This window comes from Pseudoduganella sp. R-32 (assembly GCF_049913245.1).
Classification (GTDB): domain Bacteria; phylum Pseudomonadota; class Gammaproteobacteria; order Burkholderiales; family Burkholderiaceae_D; genus Rugamonas.
In genome coordinates, this window is record NZ_CP183987.1 from 3877700 (window position 1) to 3901633 (window position 23934).

At 63.4% G+C, this 23934-nt stretch carries 27 protein-coding genes; 7 read left to right on the plus strand and 20 right to left on the minus strand.

The window, feature by feature from the left end:
- Positions 1 to 10 precede the first annotated feature (10 nt).
- Genes ACN9MU_RS17625 through mltG form a run of 3 tightly spaced genes read right to left on the minus strand, consistent with a single transcriptional unit; the run spans position 11 to position 2631 of the window.
- On the minus strand, positions 11 to 1030 hold the full coding sequence (locus tag ACN9MU_RS17625) for a DNA polymerase III subunit delta' (protein ID WP_426161676.1): 1020 nt from the start codon (positions 1028 to 1030) through the stop codon (positions 11 to 13).
- Positions 1027 to 1641, minus strand: coding sequence for a dTMP kinase (gene tmk, locus ACN9MU_RS17630; protein ID WP_426161677.1), 615 nt, complete (start codon positions 1639 to 1641; stop codon positions 1027 to 1029). Before tmk ends, ACN9MU_RS17625 begins: the two co-directional genes overlap by 4 nt.
- Positions 1642 to 2631, minus strand: coding sequence for an endolytic transglycosylase MltG (gene mltG / locus ACN9MU_RS17635; RefSeq protein ID WP_426161678.1), 990 nt, complete (start codon positions 2629 to 2631; stop codon positions 1642 to 1644).
- 144 nt (positions 2632 to 2775) lie between these two features.
- On the opposite strand from mltG, the gene ACN9MU_RS17640 reads away from it, so the two are divergent.
- The 3 genes from ACN9MU_RS17640 to ACN9MU_RS17650 are packed head-to-tail and all read left to right on the plus strand — an operon-like array spanning position 2776 to position 4822.
- Positions 2776 to 3783 (plus strand): YgfZ/GcvT domain-containing protein, encoded by a 1008-nt coding sequence (locus ACN9MU_RS17640; protein ID WP_426343190.1) that lies wholly within the window; start codon positions 2776 to 2778, stop codon positions 3781 to 3783.
- A gap of 2 nt (positions 3784 to 3785) precedes the next feature.
- Entirely contained in the window at positions 3786 to 4073 is a 288-nt protein-coding gene (locus ACN9MU_RS17645; protein ID WP_426161680.1) for a DUF4936 family protein, read from the plus strand.
- Positions 4064 to 4822: an NRDE family protein gene (locus ACN9MU_RS17650; RefSeq protein WP_426318054.1), complete on the plus strand. Its 759-nt coding sequence runs from the start codon at positions 4064 to 4066 to the stop codon at positions 4820 to 4822. The genes ACN9MU_RS17645 and ACN9MU_RS17650 overlap by 10 nt, the downstream gene beginning before the upstream one ends.
- Here ACN9MU_RS17650 and ACN9MU_RS17655 read toward each other — a convergent pair.
- The 8 genes from ACN9MU_RS17655 to ACN9MU_RS17690 are packed head-to-tail and all read right to left on the minus strand — an operon-like array spanning position 4819 to position 11533.
- A complete protein-coding gene (locus ACN9MU_RS17655; protein ID WP_426161682.1) occupies positions 4819 to 5076 on the minus strand; it encodes a hypothetical protein in 258 nt (85 codons plus the stop codon). The two genes, ACN9MU_RS17650 and ACN9MU_RS17655, sit on opposite strands and share 4 nt — an antisense overlap.
- A gap of 9 nt (positions 5077 to 5085) precedes the next feature.
- A complete protein-coding gene (locus tag ACN9MU_RS17660) occupies positions 5086 to 5508 on the minus strand; it encodes a GNAT family N-acetyltransferase (RefSeq protein ID WP_426161683.1) in 423 nt (140 codons plus the stop codon).
- A gap of 13 nt (positions 5509 to 5521) precedes the next feature.
- Positions 5522 to 6418, minus strand: coding sequence for an SDR family oxidoreductase (locus ACN9MU_RS17665; RefSeq protein WP_426161684.1), 897 nt, complete (start codon positions 6416 to 6418; stop codon positions 5522 to 5524).
- Positions 6415 to 7413 (minus strand): NADP-dependent oxidoreductase, encoded by a 999-nt coding sequence (locus tag ACN9MU_RS17670; RefSeq protein WP_426161685.1) that lies wholly within the window; start codon positions 7411 to 7413, stop codon positions 6415 to 6417. The genes ACN9MU_RS17665 and ACN9MU_RS17670 overlap by 4 nt, the downstream gene beginning before the upstream one ends.
- 9 nt (positions 7414 to 7422) lie before the next feature.
- Positions 7423 to 8208, minus strand: coding sequence for an SDR family oxidoreductase (locus ACN9MU_RS17675; protein WP_426343191.1), 786 nt, complete (start codon positions 8206 to 8208; stop codon positions 7423 to 7425).
- A 10-nt stretch (positions 8209 to 8218) separates the two neighbouring features.
- Positions 8219 to 8521, minus strand: coding sequence for a Dabb family protein (locus tag ACN9MU_RS17680; RefSeq protein WP_426161687.1), 303 nt, complete (start codon positions 8519 to 8521; stop codon positions 8219 to 8221).
- A gap of 10 nt (positions 8522 to 8531) precedes the next feature.
- Positions 8532 to 10355: an acyl-CoA dehydrogenase gene (locus ACN9MU_RS17685; RefSeq protein WP_426343192.1), complete on the minus strand. Its 1824-nt coding sequence runs from the start codon at positions 10353 to 10355 to the stop codon at positions 8532 to 8534.
- Complete coding sequence (locus ACN9MU_RS17690; protein ID WP_426343193.1) at positions 10355 to 11533, minus strand: acetyl-CoA C-acyltransferase; 1179 nt, start codon at positions 11531 to 11533, stop codon at positions 10355 to 10357. The genes ACN9MU_RS17685 and ACN9MU_RS17690 overlap by 1 nt, the downstream gene beginning before the upstream one ends.
- Positions 11534 to 11719: 186 nt before the next feature.
- Here ACN9MU_RS17690 and ACN9MU_RS17695 point away from each other — a divergent pair, with 186 nt between their 5' ends.
- From ACN9MU_RS17695 to ACN9MU_RS17710, 4 genes are all read left to right on the plus strand, one after another.
- Entirely contained in the window at positions 11720 to 13423 is a 1704-nt protein-coding gene (locus ACN9MU_RS17695) for an MFS transporter (protein ID WP_426161690.1), read from the plus strand.
- Between the two features lie 213 nt (positions 13424 to 13636).
- Complete coding sequence (locus ACN9MU_RS17700; protein WP_426318059.1) at positions 13637 to 14743, plus strand: C1 family peptidase; 1107 nt, start codon at positions 13637 to 13639, stop codon at positions 14741 to 14743.
- A 24-nt stretch (positions 14744 to 14767) separates the two neighbouring features.
- Complete coding sequence (locus ACN9MU_RS17705; protein WP_426161692.1) at positions 14768 to 15220, plus strand: hypothetical protein; 453 nt, start codon at positions 14768 to 14770, stop codon at positions 15218 to 15220.
- Positions 15221 to 15233: 13 nt separating this feature from the next.
- Positions 15234 to 15554 (plus strand): protease inhibitor I42 family protein, encoded by a 321-nt coding sequence (locus ACN9MU_RS17710; RefSeq protein ID WP_426161693.1) that lies wholly within the window; start codon positions 15234 to 15236, stop codon positions 15552 to 15554.
- Here ACN9MU_RS17710 and nadC read toward each other — a convergent pair.
- The 9 genes from nadC to queD all read right to left on the minus strand — a co-directional run bounded on the left by nadC (position 15530) and on the right by queD (position 23931).
- A complete protein-coding gene (nadC, locus tag ACN9MU_RS17715; RefSeq protein ID WP_426318060.1) occupies positions 15530 to 16396 on the minus strand; it encodes a carboxylating nicotinate-nucleotide diphosphorylase in 867 nt (288 codons plus the stop codon). The genes ACN9MU_RS17710 and nadC overlap by 25 nt on opposite strands.
- The gene (gene nadA / locus ACN9MU_RS17720; RefSeq protein ID WP_426318062.1) at positions 16393 to 17526 is read right to left on the minus strand and encodes a quinolinate synthase NadA; all 1134 of its coding nucleotides are present in this window, start codon (positions 17524 to 17526) and stop codon (positions 16393 to 16395) included. Before nadA ends, nadC begins: the two co-directional genes overlap by 4 nt.
- On the minus strand, positions 17526 to 19127 hold the full coding sequence (locus ACN9MU_RS17725) for an ABC-F family ATPase (protein WP_426161696.1): 1602 nt from the start codon (positions 19125 to 19127) through the stop codon (positions 17526 to 17528). The genes nadA and ACN9MU_RS17725 overlap by 1 nt, the downstream gene beginning before the upstream one ends.
- 197 nt (positions 19128 to 19324) lie before the next feature.
- Positions 19325 to 19792, minus strand: coding sequence for a hypothetical protein (locus tag ACN9MU_RS17730; protein ID WP_426343194.1), 468 nt, complete (start codon positions 19790 to 19792; stop codon positions 19325 to 19327).
- Between the two features lie 128 nt (positions 19793 to 19920).
- The gene (locus ACN9MU_RS17735; protein ID WP_426335852.1) at positions 19921 to 21192 is read right to left on the minus strand and encodes an NAD(P)/FAD-dependent oxidoreductase; all 1272 of its coding nucleotides are present in this window, start codon (positions 21190 to 21192) and stop codon (positions 19921 to 19923) included.
- Positions 21189 to 22094, minus strand: coding sequence for a muramoyltetrapeptide carboxypeptidase (ldcA, locus tag ACN9MU_RS17740; RefSeq protein WP_426161699.1), 906 nt, complete (start codon positions 22092 to 22094; stop codon positions 21189 to 21191). Before ldcA ends, ACN9MU_RS17735 begins: the two co-directional genes overlap by 4 nt.
- On the minus strand, positions 22091 to 22987 hold the full coding sequence (locus ACN9MU_RS17745) for an alpha/beta fold hydrolase (RefSeq protein WP_426343195.1): 897 nt from the start codon (positions 22985 to 22987) through the stop codon (positions 22091 to 22093). Before ACN9MU_RS17745 ends, ldcA begins: the two co-directional genes overlap by 4 nt.
- Positions 22988 to 23027: 40 nt before the next feature.
- Complete coding sequence (tadA, locus tag ACN9MU_RS17750; RefSeq protein ID WP_426335855.1) at positions 23028 to 23525, minus strand: tRNA adenosine(34) deaminase TadA; 498 nt, start codon at positions 23523 to 23525, stop codon at positions 23028 to 23030.
- Positions 23488 to 23931 carry a 6-carboxytetrahydropterin synthase QueD gene (gene queD / locus ACN9MU_RS17755; RefSeq protein WP_130312395.1) on the minus strand — a complete coding sequence of 148 codons (444 nt, stop codon included), beginning with the start codon at positions 23929 to 23931 and terminating at the stop codon, positions 23488 to 23490. Before queD ends, tadA begins: the two co-directional genes overlap by 38 nt.
- Positions 23932 to 23934 lie beyond the last annotated feature (3 nt).

Genomic DNA, 23934 nt, shown 5'->3' on the forward strand with positions numbered 1-23934 from the left:
TTTCCTTTCTTCAGCTACAGCAAGCAGTGTAGTCAAGAAGCATATCTTCAATAAACAGTTTCGGCGACAGCGGATGGTCGGACGTCGCGCGCCTTTCGTTGGCGCCCTTGACCGCTGCCATCAGGCGGCTGATGTTCACCTTGTCCGCCAGTCCGGCCAGCTCGCGCTGGTAACGGGGATAATAACGGATGTTACCTGCAAGTTTGTACGAAAACAGATCGTAAAGCCAGCGCTGTTGCCACGATACCAAGGCGCTGAGTGGTACTTTCTGCAATTTGTCGGCAGTTTTCAGGGCTCCCTCCACGCTCGGACGGGCCAGGTACTGCAGTAAAGCGTCCAATTCTTCGCGGTTGCCCGTTTCAGAGGCAGCTACGGCGGCCAGCGGCGAACCGCCCTGCTCGCGCAGCCAGCTGTCGGCATCGGGCACGCCCTGCTCCTTGAGCCAGGCCAGCGCTTCGGCATGGGAAGGCATCGGCATGGCAAACTTGCGGCAGCGCGACAGGATGGTCGGCAGCACGCGGTCCAGGCCGTTGGATGACAGCAGGAACACCGTGCCTGGCGGCGGCTCTTCCAGCGTTTTCAGCAAGGCATTCGAGGCCGGCATGTTCAGCGCTTCGGCCGGATAGAGCACCACCACGCGCAAACCCTGGCGGTGGGTCGAGATGTTCATGAAATCGGCCAGGGCGCGGATCTGCTCGATCTTGATCTCTTTGGAAGGCGCCTTCTTGGCGGCCTTCTTGTCTTCGCCCTCTTCGCCCTCGCCCGGCTCGTCTTCGAAGATTTCCGGCCGCACGCGGCGATAGTCCGGGTGGCTGTGCTGCTGGAACCAGCCGCAGCTTGGACACTCGCCGCAAGCGTGGCCGTCCGGGCGCGCGTTTTCGCACAGCAGCGCCTGGGCGAACTGCTCGATGAAGTCGGCCTTGCCGATGCCGTTGGCGCCGTGGAACAGGATCGCATGCGGCATGCGCTGGCGCAGCTGCTGCAGCTGTTGCCAGGCGCCCTGCTGCCATGGATAGACCTGGCCGCTCAAGCAAGCGCTCCCACGATGCGGGCGAGCTCGGCCTGGATATCGGCAATGCTGCGGGTGGAATCGATGACGCGGAAGCGCTGCGGCGCCTCGGCGGCGCGGCGCAGGTACTCGGCGCGGGTAGCCATGAAGAAATCGGCTTGCTCGCGCTCGAAACGGTCCAGTTCGCGCGTCGCATCGAGGCGGGCGCGCGCCACATCCAGCGGCACGTCGAACAGGATGGTCAGGTCCGGTTCCAGGTTGGGGTGCACCCAGTGGGCCAGGATGTCCAGTTTTTCCCGGCTCAGGCCACGGCCGCCGCCCTGGTAGGCAAAGCTGGCGTCGGTAAAGCGGTCGGAAATGACCCAGGCGCCGCGCGCCAGGCCCGGTTCGATCACTTGTGCCACGTGTTCGCGGCGGCTGGCAAATACCAGCAGGGTTTCAGTCTCGACGTGCATGGTTTCGTGCAGCCACAATTCGCGCAGCTTCTCGCCCAGCGGCGTGCCGCCCGGTTCGCGCGAACTGACCAGCTCGAGGCCGCGTGCCTTGACCAGCTCGCCAACGAACTGGATATGGGTCGACTTGCCGGCGCCGTCAATGCCTTCGAAAGTGATGAATTTACCGCGTGTTGTCATTTATTGTTTTTGGTACTGGTTGACCGCCCGGTTATGATCGGTCAGGTTATCGGAGAACTGGCTGGTGCCATTGCCGCGCGCCACGAAGTACAGTGCGCCGGATTTGGCCGGTGCCAGCGCAGCCGTCAGCGAAGCCACGCCCGGCAGCGAAATCGGGGTCGGCGGCAAGCCGACCCGCATATAGGTATTGTAGGGGGTGTCGGTTTCCAGGTCCTTCTTGCGGATATTGCCGTCAAACCTGGGGCCGATGCCGTAAATGACGGTCGGGTCGGTTTGCAGCAGCATGCCCAGCTTGAGGCGGTTCACGAACACGGCGGCAATCATATTGCGTTCGGACTTCTGGCCGGTTTCCTTTTCCACGATGGACGCCATGGTCAGCGCCTCGTAGGGCGTTTTGTAGGGCAGGCCGGGATCGCGTTTCTCCCAGGCTTCGCCCAGGCGCTTCATCAGCATGCTGTGCGACTGGCGGAAAATGGCCAGTTCGCTGGAATTCTTGGCGAACAGATAAGTATCAGGGAAGAACAGGCCTTCCGGATCCTTGAATTCGGGGTTGACGCGCGCCATCAGCTCGCGGTCGCTAAGCTCGGCGGTATCGTGCTTTAAGCCGGTATGCGCGGCAATGGCCTGGCGCATCTGGCGGAAGGTCCAGCCTTCAATGATGGTCAGGGACTCTTGGGCAAACTCGCCGCGCACCAGCTGGCCGATCAGGCGCATCGGCGTCGTGCCAGGTTTGAGCTCGTACGTGCCAGCCTTTAGTTGCCCGCTCTTGCCGGTCACGCGCGCCAGCAGGTTGAACATCAGCGGCTGGATCGGCACGCCGGCAGCGGCCATCTGCTGGCCGGCGGCGCTGGCCCCGCTGCCTTTGCTGATGGTGAACTCAATGGCAGGCTCCTGGCCAATGACAGGCTGGCCCGCCCACCAGGCAAACCCGCCCACGGCCCCGGCCGCGGCCAGGATACCCAGTGTGATCGACTTCTTGATAAACGCCATTTCCAAATGCCCGTTCGATAATCCAATCTTGAACCAGTTTCAGCCTGGACGACAGCGTTTTCCAAGCCCCCGGCGGAATTTGCGCGGGATCACTATAATGAAGGCCGTAATGATAATGCTTTCATCGCCAGAATATGGGAATTTATGAATAACTGGAATCAACTTTTGACACAGGAACAAGAAACACTGAGCACGAGCCAGCTCGCGACCGGTTTTGTTGCCCCGCTCACCGACCAGGGCCTGATCGCCTTCACCGGCGAAGAATCGGCCAGTTTCCTGCATAAGCAGTTGACCAACGACGTCGAACACCTGGGCCTGGGCGAGGTGCGCCTGGCCGGTTATTGCTCGCCGAAGGGACGCATGCTGGCGTCCTTCCTGATGTGGAAGACCGAAGAATCGATCTTCCTGCAACTGCCGCGCGCAATCCAGCCGGCGGTGCAGAAGCGTTTGCAAATGTTTATCCTGCGCAGCAAGACCAAGCCGGCCGATGTCACCGACCAGTACGTGACGCTGGCCATTGGCGGCGACGATGCGGAGGCTGTGCTGCAGACCTGGTTCGACGTGCTGCCGGCCAAGCCGTTCAGCAAGATCGACCACCCGCTGGGCACGGTACTGCGCGTGGCCGATGCCTTCGGCGCGCCGCGCTACCTGTGGCTGGCGTCGCCGGAAGCGGCGTCGACCGCCGCTTCCGTGCTGAAGGACCGTTTGGTGGTGGGCGGCAACGAGGCTTGGCGCCTGTCTGAAATCCATGCGGGCGTGCCACAGGTTGGCCCGGGCACCCAGGAGCAGTTCGTGCCGCAGATGGTCAATTTCGAGTTGCTGGGCGGTGTGAACTTCAAGAAAGGTTGCTATCCGGGCCAGGAAATCGTGGCGCGCAGCCAGTACCTGGGCAAGCTGAAGCGCCGCACCGCGCTCGCTTCCATCGCCGATGCATCGGTGGCCCCGGGCGCCGAGGTATTCTCGCCGGCCGATCCGGAGCAGCCCTGCGGCATGGTGGTCAACACGGCGCGCAACGGCGCAGGCGGCGTCGATGCCCTGGTGGAGATGAAGCTGGAAGCGCTGGAAGCGGGCGACGTGCGCTTCGGCTCGGCCAGCGGGCCGGCTTTGCAGTTCAAGCCCCTGCCCTACCTGCTGGACAAGCTCGACGTCTGAACATGGACCTCTACGTGTATTACAAGGTGCAGGCCGCACAGGCGGCTGGCCTGCAGGCGGCGGTTATCGCCATGCAGTCGTCGCTGTCGGCGGCGCATGGGGTGGGCGCGCAGCTCAAGCGGCGCCCGGAAGCACCCGGCGGCGTGCAGACCTGGATGGAGGTTTATCCGGGCGCCGGCAACGCATTCCTTGTCGTGCTCGACGCAGCGGCGGCGCAAGCCGGGCTGGCGCGCTGGATCGCAGGGCCGCGCCACGTCGAAGTATTCGAGGATATGCCGCCATGTGCCTGATCGTATTTGCCTGGCAGGTGGTGCCTGGCGTGCCCCTCATCGCGGCGGCAAACCGCGACGAATTCTACGACCGCGATACGACGCCGGCGGCACCGTGGCCGGATGCGCCGCACATCTATGCCGGCCGCGACCTCAAGGCCGGCGGCAGCTGGATGGGGATCACGCGGCCAAGCGACCCGGCTGGCGCAGCCGCTGCCGGCCCCTCGCGCTTTGCGGCGATCACCAATGTGCGCAATCCGCAGGAACACAACCCGCTGGCGCCATCGCGCGGCCAACTGGTGGCCGATTTCCTGGCCGGCGGGATGACAGCGCAGGAATACGTGGCGCAGGTGGCGCCGGGCGCGGGCGAATACAACGGTTTCAACCTTGTCCTGTGCGATGGCAAGGAACTGGTCTGGTATTCGAACAAGGGAAATGACGACCCACGGAACGGCAGGCCGCTGGAGCCGGGCATCTATGGCCTGTCGAACGCCCTGCTCGACTCGGCATGGCCGAAAGTACTGAAGACCAAGGCGCAATTCGCCAGCCTGCTGTGCCTTGGCGCGCCGGAAGACGCCTATTTCGAGATGCTCTCCGACACCACCCGGGCGCCGGACATGCGCTTGCCGGAAACCGGGGTGCCGCTGGAGCTGGAACGGCTGCTGTCAGCCGTGAAGATCGAGTCGCCGAACTACGGCACGCGCAGTTCCACCGTGGTCAAGCTGTACGCGGACGCCCCGGCACAACTGCACGAAGTCCAGATCCGTTAAGGAAGCTGCTCCCGCACACAGGATGGCTTTTCCTTGCCCTGGCGGGAGCAGGAAATCAAGGTACGGGTCCCGGTGTCGATGGCATAGAAATGGGTCGGTCCGTTGGCCGTGGCGGGAGCTGCAGCGGCGGCCGGCCATTGCACGCCTGCGCCGCCAACCTGGGCTTGCGCCACCTGGATCGGGCTGATGGAACCGGCGAGGAAGCCCGCGCCAAACACTGCGCAGACACCGAGCGCGATGATCGAACGTTTCATTTTCAACTCCTAGAATTCGTAGTGCATTTCGATGTGGGGAATGCCCGCTTCGTGGAAGACATCACCTGCCATGGCGAAGCCGTGGGCCAGGTAAAACTCCGCCGCGTGGGTCTGGGCGCTGAGGACAACCCTGGTGTCGCCGCGCTCGCGGGCCTTTTCCATCAAGCCCTTGAGGATGGCGCCGCCCACTCCCGCACCGCGCGCGCTGCGCAGCACAGCCATGCGGCCGATATGGCCATCAGGCAGCAGGCGCCCAGTCCCGAGCGCCTTGCCGGCCGCATCATAGGCCACGGCGTGCAGGCACACGGCATCCCTGTCGTCCATTTCCAGGTCGGCAGGCACGTTCTGTTCCCGCACGAAGACTTCGATGCGGATCGGTGTCGCGTCGGCCTGCATGGCGGCCCAATCGCCAAAGCGGAGTGTTGTCGTCATGCCGCGCATTCTCTCACAACATTGCGCGCAGGGCCTCACGAACCTGCGGCGTGGCTTCATAGGGATCGGCCGGATTGTTCCGGGCCACCATGTCGCGGGCCCTCTGCGCCACACCGTCCAACGCTTGCGGGTGGGTGAAGATGTAGAATTTGTCGCCCGCGATGGCGGCGAACGTCAGTTCGGCCACGTCGTGCGCCGACACCTTGCCGGAAGTAACCGCCTTGGTCACCATGGCTTGCGCCGCCATCTGGCTGGCGGTCGGCTTGCCTTCCATCGGCGTGTCGCCAGGACGATTGCGGTGCGACTGGTGGATGCCGGTCGGCACGAAGAACGGGCACAGCACCGAGGCGCCGATCGGGGCCTGCACCAGCGCCAGGTCGTGATACAGACTTTCGGTCAGCGCCACCACGGCGTGCTTGGACACGTTGTAGACGCCCATCACCGGCGGGCAGAGCACGCCCGCCATCGAGGATGTGTTGACGATGTGGCCTTCGTAGTCCGGGTCGCGCCGGGCGCACTCGAGCATCAGGGGCGTGAAGATGCGCACGCCGTGGATCACGCCCGAGACGTTCACCCCCATCACCCAGTCCCAGTCCGCTTCCGTCGCTTCCCACAGCAGGCCGCCGAAGCCGACGCCGGCGTTGTTGAAGACAAGGTGCACCGCGCCGAACTCGCGCATCGCCGCATCGGCCAATGCCTGCACTTCGGCCGATTTGCGCACGTCGCAGCGCACGGCCACGGCCTGGGCGCCCTGCGCGCGCAGTTCTGCGGCTGTGGCGTCGAGCGCGTCCTGCTGCACATCCGCCAGCACCAGCTTCATGCCGAGCGAGTGGGCCTTGAGCGCGAATTCACGGCCAAAGCCGCTCGCGCCCCCGGTGATGACTGCAACCTTGCCTTGGAAGTTTTTCATGAGGTAAGTCTCACAAGTTGTTTACCGAAGTTGTGGCCCTGCAGCAGGCCGATAAGGGCTTCCGGCGCCGAGGCCAGGCCCTGGGAAATCGTTTCACGGTATTTGACCTGGCCCGATGCGACCAGCCTGCCCATCTCGGCCAGGCCTTGCGGCCACATATCCATATGCTCGGTGACGATGAAACCGCGCAAGGTGATGCGGCTTAGCAGCAGCTTCTTGGCGTTGCGGATCGGGATCTCGGCGCCGGTGTAGCCGGCCAGCAGGCCGCAAAGCGCGACGCGCGCAAAGGCATTGCTGCGGCCCAGCGCAGTATCGAACACTTCGCCGCCCACGTTCTCGAAAATGGCGTCGATGCCGTCCGGAGTGGCGGCTGCCAGGTCGGCCTTCAGGTTGCCGGCCTTGTAGTCGACGCAGGCGTCGAAACCCAGTTCATTGACCACGTAATCGCACTTGGCCTTGCCGCCGGCAATGCCGACCGCGCGGCAACCGGCAAGCCTGGCCAACTGGCCGACCGCGCTGCCCACCGCGCCGCTGGCTGCGGACACCACCACAGTCTCGCCCAGCTTCGGGCGCAGGATTTCATGCATGCCGTACCAGGCGGTCATGCCGGGCATGCCCACTACGCCGAGGTGGGCGGAGGCCGGGACGACGCTGGTATCAACCTTGCGCAAGCCGGCGCCGTCCGACACGCCCATCTCGGCCCAGCCGAACATGCCGGCCACGAATTCGCCGACGACGAAGCTGGCGTTGCGCGATTCGACCACCTCGCCGACCGTGCCGCCGATCATGGTCTGGTCCAGCGGCTGGGGCGCAGCATAGCTTTTCGCCTCGCTCATGCGGCCGCGCATGTATGGGTCCAGCGACAGGTAATGGTTGCGCACCAGGAGCTGGCCTTCGGCCAGCGCCGGTACTTCCACTTCTTCAAGCCGGAAATTTTCCGGCACGACGACACCGCGCGGACGCGAGGCCAGCACGATGCGATGATACTTGGACATGCAAACTCCTTAGACCGCCGAGACCCCGCCATCCACTGCCAGGACCTGGCCGGTAATGTGCCGGCCGGCGTCGGAGGCAAACAGCGCAACCGCGCCCTTCAAGTCCTCGTCGCCGCCCAGGCGCTGCAGCGGCGCTGCCGCCGCCAGCTTGTTTTCACCCATGGCCTTGATCACGCCTGCGCTCAATTTCGACGGGAAGAAGCCCGGCGCCAGCGCGTTGACGTTGATACCGTACTCGCCCCACTCGCCCGCGAGGGCGCGGGTGAGGTTGATCAAGGCCGCCTTGGACGTATTGTAAGCGACGGTCTTCATGGTGCCGGGGCCATTGCCGGCCAGGCCGGCAATCGATGCGATATTGATAATGCGGCCGGAGCGGCGCGGAATCATGGAGCGCTTGCCGACGGCTTGCGACAGCAGGAAGATGCTGCGCACGTTCAGGTTCATCACCTTGTCCCAGGCTTCCAGTGGATAGTCTTCCGCCGGAGCGCCCCAGGTGGCGCCGGCGTTATTGACCAGGATGTCGACATGGCCGCCCAGCGCGGCCAGCGCCGCGTCCACCAGCGGATCGATCGATGCTTCCTTGCCCAGGTCGGCGGCGATGGCGAACGCTTCGACGCCGTTTTCCTTCAGCACTGCAACCGCTTCGTCCAGGTCGGCCTGCTTGCGCGAAGTGACCACCACCTTCGCGCCCAGTTCGCCCAGTGCCAGGGCCATTTGCAGGCCCAGGCCGCGCGAGCCGCCGGTGACGAGTGCAGTCTTGCCTTTGAGGTCGAAGAGTTCCTGGGTAGTTCGCATGGTCGAGTCCTTAAATTGTGTAATCCATGCACTGGCGCGCATCGCGCACAGCGCTGAAGAATGGTTTGAGTGCCTGGTGCTGCGGGTGCGACTGGTAGGCGTCGAGCGCCTGCTTGCTTTCGAATTCGGAATACAGCACGACGTCGCAGGTCGCTTCCAGGCCCGGTTCGGCGATGGCCACTTCGAGCTTCAGGATGCCGGGGACGATGCCGGCACAGGCCAGCAACTGCTCCTTCATTTTGGCCGCGTTGGCGGCGCGGCCGGCGCCTTCGGCATAGTCTTTCAGCTTCCACATGACGATGTGCTTGATCATTCGTTACTCCTCAGAACCACGCGTCCTGCATGTCGAGCGTGGTCGTATCGAGGGCGGCCAGCAGGTCCAGCTGCGGCTGGACCCTGGGCAGCTCCCATTGGTAGAAATAGCGGCAGGCTTGCAGTTTGCCGCGCCGGAAGTTGTCCTCTTCCGGCAGCCCGGCCACAGCCGCCATGGCTTGCTGCAGCCAGATCCAGGCCACCACCACATGCCCCACCGCCTCCAGGTAGACCGTGGCGTTGGCCAGGGTCCGGTTAAGGTCGGGGGCAGCATACAGGGCCTGCGTCACTTCTTCAACCCGGCGCCAGGCGGCATCGAGGGCATTGGCGTAGGCGACAAGCTGGCGCGCGTCCGCGCCGCGGCCGGCGCCGCGCGCGCTGTGCACCGTGGCGCGGATTTCCTCGGCCATGGTCTTGAGCAGCGCACCGTCATGGATGCTGGCCTTGCGGCCCAGCAGGTCCAGGCCGTGGATGCCGTGCGTGCCTTCGTGGATCTGGTTCAGGCGGTTGTCGCGGTAGAACTGCTCGACGTTGTACTCGCGGGTGTAGCCGTAGCCGCCATGCACCTGGATCGCCAGGTTATTCGCCTCCAGCCCCCATTGCGAGGGCCAGGACTTGGTGATCGGTGTCAGGAATTCCAGCAGGCGGCCGGCGCGCTGGCGGATCTCCGGCGTTTCGCCGGTATGTTCGTCGTCCACCAGGCGCGCACTGTACAGGCACAGCCCCAACGCCCCTTCGGCGTAGGCTTTTTGCGCCAGCAGCATGCGGCGCACGTCGGTGTGGGCAATGATGGGCAGTTGCGGCGAGGCCGGATCCTTGGCTGCCGGATGCCGGCCCTGCGGGCGTTCACGGGCGTAATCCAAAGCGTGCAGGTAGCCGGTGTATCCCAGTACCGCGGCCGCCAGGCCCACACCGATGCGCGCCTCGTTCATCATGTGGAACATGTTGAGCAGGCCCTGGCCTTCGCGGCCGACCAGGTAGCCGACAGCGCCGCTGCGGCCGCCGGGCAGATGACGCCCTTCGCCGAAGTTCAGCAGGCAGTTGGTGGTGCCGCGGTTGCCCATCTTGTGGTTCAGGCCTGCCAGGGCGATGTCGTTGCGCTCGCCGTTGTCGAGGAACTTGGGGACAATGAAGAGCGAAATGCCCTTCACGCCGGGCACCAGCTTGCCGTCCGGGCCGGGAATCTTGGCCAGCACCAGGTGCACGATGTTCTCGGCCAGTTCGTGCTCGCCGCCGGAAATCCACATCTTGTTGCCGGTCAGCCGGTACTGGCCTTCGGTGTCGGGATCCGGTTCGGCGCGGGTGGCGATGTCGGACAGGCTGGAGCCGGCCTGCGGCTCGCTCAGGCACATGGTACCGAACCAGCGTCCTTCCAGCATTGGCCGCACGAAGTGCTCGACCTGCGCCGCGGATGCGCACTTGAGCAGCGTATTGGCGTTGCCGATAGTGAGGAAGGCGTAGCTCGCAGTGGCCATGTTGGCCGCGGTGAAGTAGGCGGTGACCGCCTTTTCCACCGTCAGCGGCAATTGCATGCCGCCCAGCGCGTAGTCCTGGCCGGCGGCCATCAGGCCCGCTGCCGAGAAGGCGTCCAGTGCGCGCTTCACTTCCGGGATCACGCTCACGCGTTCACCGTCGAACTGCGGCTCCTGCTGGTCGCTCAGCTTGTTATGCGGGGCGAACAGGTCGGTGGCGATCTGCTCGGCGGTGTCGAGGGCCGCAGTGAAGGTCTCGCGGCTGTGGTCGGCAAAGCGCGGACGCGCGGCCAGCCCTTCGGCGTCGAGCCAGTCGTACAGCATGAATTCGACATCGCGGCGGTTCAGCAGCCGGGACGACATCACACCACCTCGAACAGGCCTGCCGCACCCTGGCCGCCACCGATGCACATGGTGACCACCACATATTTCACGCCGCGGCGCTTGCCTTCGATCAGCGCGTGGCCGACCATGCGGGCGCCGGAGACGCCATAAGGATGGCCCACAGCGATGGCGCCACCGTTCACGTTCAGGCGCTCCATCGGAATGCCAAGCTTGTCGGCGCAATACAGCACCTGCACGGCGAAGGCTTCATTCAGCTCCCACAGGCCGATGTCTTCGACCTTCAGGCCTGCGCGCCCGAGCAGTTTCGGCACGGCGAAGACCGGGCCGATCCCCATTTCGTCCGGCTCGCATCCGGCAACGGCGAAGCCGCGGAAGACGCCCAGCGGCTGCAAGCCTTTGGCAGCTGCAATGCGGTCGCTCATGACGATGGCGCAGGAGGCGCCGTCGGAGAACTGGCTGGCATTGCCCGCCGTGATCACGCCGCCCGGCACGGCAGTGCGGATGCCGCGCACCGCTTCCATGGTGGTGCCGGCGCGGATGCCCTCGTCGGCCGCAATCGTCACTTCGCGCGTGCCCAGCATGCCGGTCGCCTTGTCGGCCACGCCCATGGTGACCGTCATCGGCACGATCTCGGCATCGAAGCGGCCGGCGGCCTGCGCGGCTGCGGCGCGCTGCTGGCTCTGCACGCCGTACTCATCCTGGCGTTCCCTGGCAATGCCATAGCGCCTGGCCACGATTTCGGCGGTCTGCAGCATCGGCAGGTAGATCGCGGGCTTGTGTTCGTTCAGCCAGACGTCCTTGTACATGTGCATATTCATTTCCTGCTGCACGCAGGAGATCGACTCCACGCCGCCGGCCGCGAAGATCTCGCCCTCGCCCGCCAGCACGCGCTGAGCAGCGCTGGCGATGGCCTGCAGGCCGGAAGAGCAGAAACGATTGATGGTCATGCCGGGCACGGTGACCGGCGCGCCGCCGCGCAAGGCGATCTGGCGCGCGATATTGCCGCCGGTGGCGCCTTCCGGATTGGCGCAACCCATGACGACGTCCTCCAGCTCGCCCGCTTCAATGCCGGCGCGTGCGATGGCCGCCTGCAGCACGTGGCCGCCGAGGCCGGCGCCGTGGGTCATGTTGAAGGCGCCTTTCCAGGATTTGGCGAGGCCGGTGCGCGCGGTTGAAACGATGACTGCTTCGGTCATGGGTGTCTCCTCTGGATGAATGTTTCGAACCAGCATAGCACAGGTTTAGCACGGTCGTTCGCTAAATTAGCGCTGTTGTAAGTTTTGTGTAAGTTTCAAGAAAGAATGCTGTAAGAATACTGGTCCAGACTCCATCCTGCCGTTGAAGCATTTGGAACACTAACTATTAATCTGGAGACAAGCATCATGGCAATTAGTTCTGGCACCGCCGACGGGCGGAGCATGGGCGGCGGCAAGGCCGCGCCGATGACCAAGGAAGAGAAGAAGGTCATCTTCGCCTCTTCGCTCGGTACCGTGTTCGAATGGTACGACTTTTACCTTTACGGTTCGCTGGCATCGATCATCGCCAAGCAGTTCTTCGTCGGCGACCCGACCACCTCCTTCATTTTCGCGCTGCTGGCCTTCGCTGCCGGCTTCATCGTGCGCCCCTTCGGCGCCATCGTGTTCGGCCGCCTGGGCGACATGATCGGCCGTAAATACACCTTCCTGGTGACCATCCTGATCATGGGCCTGTCCACCTTCATCGTGGGCCTGCTGCCGAACTACGCCAGCATCGGCATCGCGGCGCCCATCATCCTGGTCGCACTGCGCCTGCTGCAAGGCCTGGCGCTGGGCGGCGAGTACGGCGGCGCAGCGACCTATGTGGCGGAACATGCGCCGCACGGCAAGCGCGGCCTGTTCACGGCCTGGATCCAGACCACCGCAACGCTGGGCTTCTTCCTGTCGCTGCTGGTGATCCTGGCCTGCCGCAATTCGATGCCGCTGGAAGAGTTTGAATCCTGGGGCTGGCGCATTCCGTTCCTGGTGTCCGTGGCACTGCTGGGCATCTCGGTCTGGATCCGCCTGTCGATGAACGAGTCCCCTGCTTTCGCCAAGATGAAGGCTGAAGGCAAGACCTCGAAGGCGCCGCTGAGCGAGGCCTTCGGCCAGTGGAAGAACCTGAAGATCGTGATCCTGGCGCTGCTCGGCCTGACCATGGGCCAGGCGGTGGTGTGGTACACCGGCCAATTCTACGCGCTGTTCTTCATGATCCAGACGCTCAAGATGGATATCGCGACTGCCAACATCCTGATCGCCATTGCGCTGATCCTGGCAACGCCGTTCTTCATCTTCTTCGGCAGCCTGTCCGACAGGATCGGCCGCAAGTGGATCATCCTGGGCGGCTGCCTGATTGCAGCAGCAACCTACTTCCCGCTGTTCGGCGCGCTGACCCACTACGGCAACCCGCAGCTGGAATCGGCGATCAAGAATTCGCCGGTGGTCGTGGTGGCTGATCCTGCATCGTGCCACTTCCAGTTCAACGCGACCGGCGAGAAGAAATTCCCGTCGTCCTGCGACATCGCAACCTCGATGCTGTCGAAAGCTTCCGTCGCCTACACCCGCCAGGATGCGCCTGCCGGCAGCGTGGCCGTGATCAAGGTCGGCGACAAGGAGGTCCAGTCCTTCAATGCGACCATGACCGCCGACGGCCTCAACTTCGATGCCGATTCGAAGAAGAAGGAAGGCGAGCTGAAAAAGTCCGTCGCTGAAACCGTGAAGGCGGCAGGCTATCCGGCCAAGGCCGACCCGGCGCAGATCAACAAGCCGATGATGGTGCTGATCCTGTGGGTGCTGGTGATTTACGTGACCATGGTGTACGGCCCGATTGCAGCGATGCTGGTGGAACTGTTCCCAACCCGCATCCGCTATACCTCGATGTCGCTGCCATACCATATCGGCAACGGCTGGTTCGGCGGCCTGCTGCCCACCACTGCTTTCGCACTGGTGGCGTTCAAGGGCGACATCTACTACGGCCTGTGGTATCCGATCGTGATCGCACTGGCCACCCTGGTGATTGGCGCCCTGTTCATCCGTGAGACCAAGGACAACAACATCTACGCACAAGACTGAGCCGCCAGCGCGTTCAGCCCAGGCCGCCTTCGGGCGGCCTTTTTCATTGCGGCGTCGACCGCACAAGGCGCGGGAGCTTTGAGATACCTCAATCCCCGCGCATTCAAGGGACTTGAAATATCGACCGCCTCCTATACTCAAGCTGCTCCCATGGCCCCGTATTCACAGGGTAGAGCAAGCAGGAAATCCCATCAGCTTCATCAGGAGAAGGCCATGACTATTGAAACCATTTCCCTCCAGCAGATCAAGGATGCACTCGCAAAAGAAGGCGATCCTTGGGAGGCTGGAGTGACCACCATGTCCGTACTGCTGCCCGACGAGCAGCAACTGCGCCTGGGGGTCAAGCCGCCGCCCGGCGAGGCGTCGATCGACCAGGTTGCGGCGCGCAGCCGGCAGAACCGGGAAGCATTGCGCGCCCGCGCATCCGAGAACATTGCCGCGCCCAGCGCCTACGATCTGCGCAATGTGGGCGGGAAGAACTTCGTCACCGATGTCACCGACCAGGGCAATTGCGGCTCCTGCGTGGCATTCGGCACCATCGCAACCGTGGAAGGACGCCTGCGCGTCCAGCGCAACAACCCTGCGCTGAGCATCAACCTGAGCGAAGCACACCTGTTCTTCGTGTATGCCAAGGCGGCGGGCTACAACTGCGATACCGGCTGGTGGCCGGAGTACGCGTTTGACGCCTTCAAGCAAGGCGTGGTCGACGAAGCCTGCTATCCCTATGACCTGAATCACCGTGAAGGCAACCTGTGCAGCAATGCGGCCGAGCGGCTGACGCGCATTACCGGCTATACGGCGTTGACCAACAACCCGGCACAGATGAAGGAGTGGATCGCCACCAAGGGCCCGGTCAGCGCCTGCTTCGTGGTCTACAACGACTTCTTCAGCTACAAGAGCGGCATCTACCGTCACGTGACGGGGGGGCAGGCCGGCGGGCACTGCGTGTCCATCGTCGGTTATAACGACAACCCAGGCTATTGGATCTGCAAGAACAGCTGGGGCAATGCCTGGGGCGATGCCGGCTTCTTCAATATTGCCTACGGCGAGTGCGCCATTGACAGCTGGCGCAACCACGGCGTGGACGCCATCCAGAACACCGGCTGGCAGAACAATGCGCGCGTCACCGGCCTGTGGGCCATCGACCAGCAGCGCAATGCCTGGGCCTATTTCCAGGGACTCGGATGGCGCAAGATTTCCAACGAAACCGATGCCATTTTCTACGACATGCTGACCGACCTGATTGCAGCCAAAGCATCCGGCCGCGCTGTCAACTTCTACGAAGTGGACAACGTGATCAAGCAAGCCTATGTATTCTGAACCGCAGTAATTTCGGAGAACATCATGACTGAATCACAACCGACAATGACACCTGGCGGCGCCCAGGCATCCGGCGTCGTGGAGTACGACGCACCAAGTATGAGCCCGGCAACCGTGCTACCCGACGGCGATGGCGCGACGGCGCTTCTCCTGCAAAGCCCGCCCGTGCCCACTATCGGCCTCGAACTGTTGGCACGGCAGAGCTCCCCTGCCCTGCCCGCCCAGGCTGCCGGCACCGCAGTGGGCGCGGTGACGGCGTGGCAAAATGACAAACGCTTCACTGCACTGTGGACTATCGCCGAAGACCGCAACGCCTGGGTTGGCGTGTCCGGCATCGGCTGGAAGAAGCTGTCCAACGCAAGCGAAACGGCGACCACCGGCCTGGCCATGTTGTCTGCCCATGCGCGCGACCGCGAGCGCCAGGTCAACTACCGCGACGAAGCCGATGGCATGATTCACGAAATGTACGTCTGGTAAACGGGAGGCCGGGATGCAGGTGGATGAGTCGCAAGCTGGCAGCAGCGTCGACCTCGCCGAGGGTGAGCTGCTGATCGTGCGCCTGAAGGAAAACCCAAGCACGGGATACCGCTGGGCCGTCGAACAGGCCGGCGGACTGGCGTGGGAGGATGGCGGCAGCGGTCCGGCCGGCGTGCCCGGCGCTGCCGGCATCCACGAGTTCCGCGCACGCGCCGACCGCGTGGGCCGGCACGACATCTGCCTGAAACACTGGCGCGACTGGGAAGGCGAGCGCGGCATCATCGCCCGCTATCCCTTGACCCTGCAGGTTCAGCCGATGATACGCAGCGAGTAATCGGTGGCCTTGATGTCTTTCGTCAAGGCGCCGATGGAAATGCGGTGCACGCCGGTTTCGGCGATGGCGCGCACCGTGTCGAAATTAACACCGCCGGAAGCTTCCAGCAGCGCCCGCCCGCCGTTCAGTTGCACGGCTGCGCGCATCATGTCGAGGTTGAAGTTGTCGAGCAAGATGGAGGCCGCGCCGGCAGACAGGGCTTCTTCCAGTTGCTCCAGCGTTTCCACTTCAACCTGGATGCTGACTTTCGCGTCCAGGCGCTTGGCCGCCGCCAGTGCAGCCGTGATGCCGCCTGCCGCCGCGATATGGTTCTCCTTGATCAGGATGCCGTCGTACAACGCCAGGCGCTGGTTCTGGCCGCCGCCCACGCGCACCGCGTATTTCTGCGCCAGGCGCATGCCCGGAATCGTCTTGCGGGTATCGAGGATGGCCGCGGTGGTGCCTGCGATCACGTCGACATAGCGACGGGTCGCAGTGGCAACGCCGGACATCAGCTGCATGAAATTCAGCGCCGAGCGCTCGGCAGTCAGGATGGCGCGGGCCGGGCCGACGATGGTGCAGACAGGCGTGTCAGCGGCCATCAGGTCGCCTTCAGCGTAATGCCAGTCGATGCCGATGGACGGATCCAGCGCTTCCATCACGCCTTCGAACCAGGGTGCGCCGCACAGGACCGCCTCTTCGCGCACGATCACGCGCGCGGTAGCACGGCCATCTTCCGGCACCAGCTTGCCGGTCAGGTCGCCAGTGCCGATATCTTCCATCAGGGCCGCCAGCAGGTTGCGCTCGTACGCGCCCGCCAAGGCATCGTCAAACGGTGCGAATGTATTTTTCAGGGTACTCATGCCGGACCGATACCTTGGAACAGTTGCGCTTCTTTCGCCAGGTCGGCGCCTGGCGCGACCTTGGCTTTCCTGGCCGCCGCGAAATCGAGCATGCGGTTGATCGAACGCTGGGCCAGCTTGCCGACTTCGGGATCGACGTGGATCTCGTTATTCATGTTCTCCAGCACGTCGGCCAGGTTGCGCAAGCCGTTCATCGCCATCCATGGGCAGTGCGCACAGCTCTTGCAGGTCGCGCTGTTGCCGGCGGTAGGCGCTTCGATGAAGGTCTTGCCCGGGGCCGCCATGCGCATCTTGTGCAGGATACCGTTGTCGGTCGCGACGATGAATTCGGTGTTCGGCAGGCTGACAGCAGCGGCGATCAGCTGCGAAGTCGAGCCCACCACGTCGGCTTGCTCAACCACGCCGGCCGGCGACTCCGGGTGCACCAGCACTTTGGCGTTCGGGTGCTCGGCCTTCAGCAGGTCCAGCTCCGCGCCTTTGAATTCGTCGTGCACCAGGCAGGAGCCCTGCCACAGCAACATGTCGGCGCCAGTCTGCTTCTGGATGTAGGAACCAAGGTGCTTGTCCGGTGCCCACAGGATCTTCTTGCCCTGCTCGTGCAGGTGCTTGACGATGTCCAGGCCGATCGAGGACGTGACCATCCAGTCTGCGCGCGCCTTCACCGCGGCACTGGTGTTGGCGTACACCACCACGGTGCGGTCCGGATGCTGGTCGCAGAAGGCGATGAAGTCTTCCGGCGGGCAGCCCAGGTCCAGCGAACAGGTGGCGTCCAGGTCCGGCATCAGCACGGTTTTCTCCGGACTCAGGATCTTGGAGGTCTCGCCCATGAACTTGACGCCGGCCACCACCAGGGTCTTGGCCGGATGGTCGCGCCCGAAGCGCGCCATTTCCAGCGAATCGGAGACGCAGCCGCCGGTTTCCTCGGCCAGGTCCTGCAGGTCGGCGTCCACGTAGTAGTGGGCCACCAGCACGGCGTTGCGCTCGCGCAGCAGGGTCTTGATGCGTTCCTTCAGCAGGATCTTTTCATTGGCCGGCACGGGTGCCGGGGTGCGGGCCCACGCGTGGGCCACGCAGCTGCCGCCTTCGACCGGCTTCTCGAATTCGACAGTCTTGATCGGAGTTTCAATCATTACTCGATGCCTTGGCTCTTCAGATATTCCTCATAGCCGCCGCGGAAGTCCACGACTTCGTTTTCCTTGATCTCGATGATGCGGGTGGCCAGCGAGGAAACGAACTCGCGGTCATGCGACACGAAGATCAGGGTGCCGGCGTACTTTTCCAGGGCGATGTTGAGCGACTCAATCGATTCCATGTCCATGTGGTTGGTCGGCTCGTCCAGCAGCAGGACATTGTGACGGCCCAGCATCAGCTTGCCATACATCATACGACCTTTTTCGCCACCCGACAGGACCTTGACCGATTTCTTGACTTCGTCGCCGCCAAACAGCAGGCGGCCCAGCGAGGAGCGCACCGCCTGGTCGTCGTCGCCTTCCTTGGTCCACTGGCCCATCCAGTCGGTCAGGTTGATGTCCGCAGCGAATTCCTCGGTCGGATCCTGCGGCATGTAGCCGACGTTGGCGTTTTCCGCCCACTTCACAAGGCCGGTATCGCTGTCCAGGCCCGTGATGTCCTTGCCGCCGATGCAGCGCAGCATGGTGGTCTTGCCGGCGCCGTTGGCGCCAATGATGGCAATGCGCTCGCCCGCTTCGATCATCAGGTCGACGTTCTTGAACAGGGTGCGGTCGTAGGTCTTCGAGATGCCCTGGGTTTCCACGGCCAGGCGGTGCAGCTTTTTCTCGCCGTCGAAGCGCACGAACGGATAGGCACGCGACGATGGCTTGATGTCCTCGATCTTGATCTTGTCGATCATCTTGGCGCGCGAAGTAGCCTGGCGGGCCTTGGACTTGTTGGCCGAGAAGCGGCGAACGAAGTCCTGCAGTTCGGCGACCTTCTCTTTCGCCTTGGCGTTGTTGGCCAGCTGCTGGTTGCGGGCCTGGGTCGAGGCCAGCATGTATTCGTCGTAGTTGCCCGGATAGATCTTCAGGGTGCCGTAGTCCATGTCGGCGACGTGGGTGCAGACCTGGTTCAGGAAGTGACGATCGTGGGAAATGATGATCATCGTCGAATCGCGCTGGTTCAGGGTGTCTTCCAGCCAGCGGATGGTGTTGATGTCCAGGTTGTTGGTCGGTTCGTCCAGCAGCAGGATGTGCGGATTGGAGAACAGGGCCTGCGCGAGCAGCACGCGCAGCTTCCAGCCCGGCGCCACGGCGCTCATCGGGCCCTGGTGCAGGCTGATGTCGATGCCGGCGCCCATCAGCAGCTCGCCGGCGCGCGCTTCGGCGGTGTAGCCGTCATATTCGGCGACCTTGCCTTCCAGTTCGGCCGCTTCCATGTAGTCGTCGTCGGTGGCTTCCGGGTTGGCGTAGATGGCGTCGCGCTTGGTCATCGCTTCCCACATCTCGGTGTGGCCCATCATGACCACGTCCAGCACGCGCATTTCTTCGTAGGCAAACTGGTCCTGGCGCAGCTTACCGAGGCGCTCGTTGGCGTCCAGGCTGACGTTGCCGGCAGACGGTTCCAGGTCGCCGCCCAGGATTTTCATGAAGGTCGACTTGCCGCAGCCGTTCGCTCCGATCAGGCCGTAGCGGTTACCGTCGCCAAACTTGACGGAGATGTTCTCGAACAGCGGCTTGGCGCCGAACTGCATGGTGATGTTTGCGGTAGAAAGCATGCTGGGAAAATGGTGAGAAAAAGCGAATCGGGCATTATACCCCGTCGACCACAGGGGCGCATAGGAGCGGCCATGATTGAATGCATCAGAAAGTTGCCTTATTGATCACAGATCATGACGCTTTTACGGCAGAGCGCCGTCAACCAACAGCAGCAATACGAGGCCGTTGTCGATTTCGGGAAAAGTCCTGTGCGGTCCTAAACGGTCTTTTTTGGTCTGGCGCGGTCTGGTTTGGTCTGGAATTCCATCATTTTATTGCGTAGCGCCATTGCGGGTTGCCATTCGTCTTCATTGGGAAAGCGTAACCACAGGGTACGCCAGGCATTGCGCTCGCACTTGGCGACCTGATTCACAAACTGACCAGGTGAGACGCCTTGGCCTTCGTACAGCACCTCGCTGCCCTCCACATGAGCCAGGTAGTTTGTGCGCTTATAGACGGTACGCAACGTCGTGCCACTTGGCAAAAACAAGCATTTCCACTGGTACCCATCAAGGGTTGATGCTGCACGCCGGTTTTGCTGGTCCTGGAATTTCGCCATCCATTCATTGATCGCGATATCGACCAACTCAAACATTTCCTGTTTGATTCCGTGGTTGTACATAAAATTCCCCAGGCCCTGGTACGTTTCCAAAGACGCGGGCAGGCTGAACAAGATCGGATGCATGGCAATCTCCAGTTCTTTGAAAAGGACATGCCGATTTCGACCCAAACCAGACCAAAAAAGTTCAATCCAGACCAAAAAAGTTCGATCCAGACCATTCCAGACTTTTCCTGAAAATCGCGACCACCCCTCTATTGCCGCATCCAGTCCCGCAGTTCGTAGTACCAATACGTCAACTGTGCAGCGAGCAGGCCGGCCGGACCGCCAGTAGTCGGCAGCCCCCATGTCGCAAACTGTTCGACCTTACTGAGTTCGCCCATCAAGGCGGCCGACAGCACGTCGCCGGCCAGCGAAGTCGGGCCGACGCCATGGCCACCGAACCCCATGCCATACCAGACCCCATTGGGCAGTTTGCCAAGCTGCGGCATTTTGTGGCGGCCATAGCTCATCAATCCGCTCCAGGCGTATTCGACCCTGGCACCTTCCAGTTGCGGATAGACCTTCAGCATGTCGGCGTACAGCAAGCGCGCCACATCCTCCGGGCTGCGCGAGCGCACCGAAATCCGCCCGCCCCACAGCATGCGGCTGTCGCGCAATGGACGGTAGTAATCGAAGGCGAAACGCGTATCGTAGATGGCAGCGTCGGTGGCAAGCGCTTGCGGCATGCGCGCGCCCAACGGCTCTGTCACCATGACATATGTCGCAATTGGCAGGATCGCGCCGGCCAGCGCCGGATAAAGGCGTTCGATATAACCACCGCAACAGACAACCACCTCATCGGCCAGCACTTCGCCGGCATCGGTGGCGACGCGCCAGCCACCGTTGCTGCGTGCTTCAATTGTGGTCGCGCGGCTGCCTTCATGCAGGCGAACACCGCCAGCATGCAGCGCCCTTGCCAGGCCCTGCGCATACTTCAAAGGATGGAAATGGAAGGCATTTTCTTCGTACAGGGCGCCGAAATAGCGTTCGCTGCGGGCACGCTCGGCAAAATCGGCGCGCGCGATGCGCTGCCATTCCACACCAAGATGTTCCTGCATGAAGCGCTGGCGTTCGTCCAGCACGCGCGGGTCGTCGAACCAGTTCGCAAGATAGATGCCGCCGTGCGTCGCATCGCATTCAATCCCGTATCGCGTGATTCGGCGCCGGATCTGGTCGACGGCGCCAAGCGTTAGCTGGTAAAGCCGCCTGCCCTGCTCCGCGCCGACCGTCGCGAGCAAGGCTTGCTCGTCGAGCGAATAGCCGCCAAATACAAAACCGCCGTTGCGGCCGGACGCACCGTGACCGACGGATTCGGCCTCCAGCAGCGCGACATCGCGCTCGCCATGCTCCATCAGCGACATTGCAGTGGCCAGGCCCGCGAAGCCCGCGCCGATAATGCAGACGCGCGCCCGATGGCTGCCGGACAAGGGGGCGTAGCATTCTCCGGGCGCTGTGGCTCGGTAGTAGCTTTCCGCACCGTTCATGGCAGGGTGGGATATCCGCTTACAGTCAGGTCGAAGCCTTCGATATCGCTTACAAGGCGAGCTTGCGCACCAAACGGCAAGGTGCAGCGCTCCTTCACATGACCAAACGGCAGCCCGGTCAGCACCGGTATCGGCAGCAGGCCACGAATGAAGGCCAGCATCGCTTCGAAATCATAGCCATTATCGTGTGCGCCCAACTTGTACCCGGAAAAGTCGCCCAGCACGATCGCCTTCTGGCGCTCCAGCACGCCCGCGTAATGCAACTGCAGCAGCATGCGCTCTACGCGATACGGATGTTCGGCGATATCTTCCAGGAACAGGATGCCGCCCTCGATCTGCGGCCAGAATGGCGTGCCGACCAGATGGTTGACCATGGCCAGGTTGCCGCCCCACAGCGTGCCCTGCACGTCGACCTGTGGATTGCCGGCTGCCGTGCCGCGCACCTGGTGGGTCGGCCCCCGCAGGCAGTCCCAGAACTGCCGCAGCGTGTATTCGACAGGCTCTTCGCGGATGAAGTCATCGCACATCATCGGCCCGGCAAAACTGATCCGGCCGGTGGCCTGGTACAAACCCATATGGAAGGCCGTGAGATCGCTGTAGCCGCTAAACAGCTTGCCACAGTCGGCCATCTTGCGGAAATCGATGCGCGGCAAGATGCGGCTGATGCCGTATTGGCCGCGCAGCATGATCACGACCTGGCAATCCGGATCCGCCGCAGCGGCATTGAGCTGCGCCAGGCGGCCGTCGTCGGTGCCGGCAAAACGCTGGAACTTGCGCTCGGCGTCGTAATAGTTGTGGACGATGCAGCCCTGCGCTTCAAGGCGGGCGATGCCGCGTGCCAGCGCGGCGTCATCGAGGGCGTAGCCGCCGGGTGCGGCGATGGCAATTCCGATATTTTTCACCCGGCCATATTACTCCGCAGGTGTTGATCGAGCAAGGTTAGCAGCCTGCCAACCAGGGCGGGCGGCATGTCGTGCCCCATGCCTTCGATCAGTTCCAGCCGCGCGCCCGGAATCTGGCGCGCCGTGTCGATGCCGCAGGCGCATGGCACCAGCGGGTCGGCGTCGCCGTGGATCACCAGCGCCGGGCAGCGGATCTTGCGCAGCAGCGCGCTGCGGTCGCCGGAGGCGGCAATCGCCACCAATTGCCGCGCCACCCCGCCGCCGCTCACATTGCGCGCCACCGCCTCGCCGGCCATCTGGCGCAGCAGGCCTTCCGGCATGGGAAACGCCGGACTGCCGATGGTGCGGAAGGTATCGACCATCTGCTCCACCACGCGCGCCCGGTGGTGGGCGCTTGGCGTGCGCCGCAGCAGGATGCGCCGGGCCGCCGGCGTCGGGCCCGGCAAGCCGGGGCGGCCGCTGCTCGACATGATGGAGGTCAGGCTCAGCGTGCGCGCCGGATAGCGCGCCGCCATGATCTGCGACACCATGCCGCCCATCGACACCCCGACAACATGCGCGGCCGCGACGCCCAGTGCATCGAGCAGCCCCACCGCATCGCCGGCCATGTCGTTCAGGGTATAGGGTGCGCGCTGGCGCCAGCCGAAGAGGTGGCGCAGGTAGGCCAGCCAGAGGTTGGGCGCCCCCAGATGGTCAAAGTGGGAAGACAGGCCGGCATCGCGGTTGTCGTAGCGGATCACGTGGAAGCCGCGCTGCACCAGCCCTTCGACGAATTCACCGGGCCAGGAAATCAGTTGCAGCGCGAGCCCCATGTTCAACAGCACAGCCGGCCCGGCCGGGTCGCCGCTCGACTCGTAGGTAATCGTAATACCGTTTATATCAACGCTGGCCATGGCTCAGCATAGCACCGCAGCAGCGGCGTGTGGCGCGCGCTCAGGCGACGTTGTTTTTGCGCACGGCGCGCCGTTCGGCGAAGAAATCTTTCAGCACCTGGCCACAATCCTCCGCCAGCATGCCGCCCTCCACCTCGGCATGGTGATTCAGCTGTTCGCTCTCGAAAACGTTGACAACCGAGCCACAGGCGCCGGTCTTGGGATCGGTGGCGCCATAGACGATGCGCGACAGGCGCGCATGCATCATGGCGCCGGAGCACATCACGCAAGGCTCCAGCGTCACATACAGTTCACAGCCGGGCAGCCGATAGTTGCCCAGCGCTTCGGCAGCCGCGCGCATCGCCATGATTTCTGCATGGGCGGTCGGATCGTGGCGGCCGATCGGCTGGTTATAGCCGCGCCCGATCACCACTCCATCCTTGACCACGACAGCGCCTACCGGCACCTCGCCTTCCGCCCAGGCGCGACGCGCTTCCAGCAGCGCCTCGCGCATGTACAGCTCATTCGACAATTTCAGCCCAGCAGTTAGGGGTTTCATGCAGCACCAGCTTGTGCAGGTGCAGGCCGGTGCCGTAGCGGTCCTTGAAGGCGGCCTTCAGGATGTCCCAGGCCACCGCAGCCAGGTTTTCTACCGTCGGGATACGGTCGATCACCACGGTCTTGTGGTTGGGCAGCGAGGACAGGAAATCCTTCACCGCGGCATCCTTCTCGTACACCAGGAAGGCGTGGTCCCACACATCGACCAGGTGTTCCTTGGCGATGGTCTTGACGTCGGAGAAGTCCATGATCATGCCGTTGTCGGAATTGCCTTCGGCGTCGATCACCTTGCCGGTCAGGGTGATTTCCAGGGTATAGCGGTGGCCGTGCAGGTTGCGGCACTGGCTCTTGTGGTCCGGGATGCGATGGCCAGCATCAAATTCCAGCTTGCGGGTGATAGTCAGCATTGC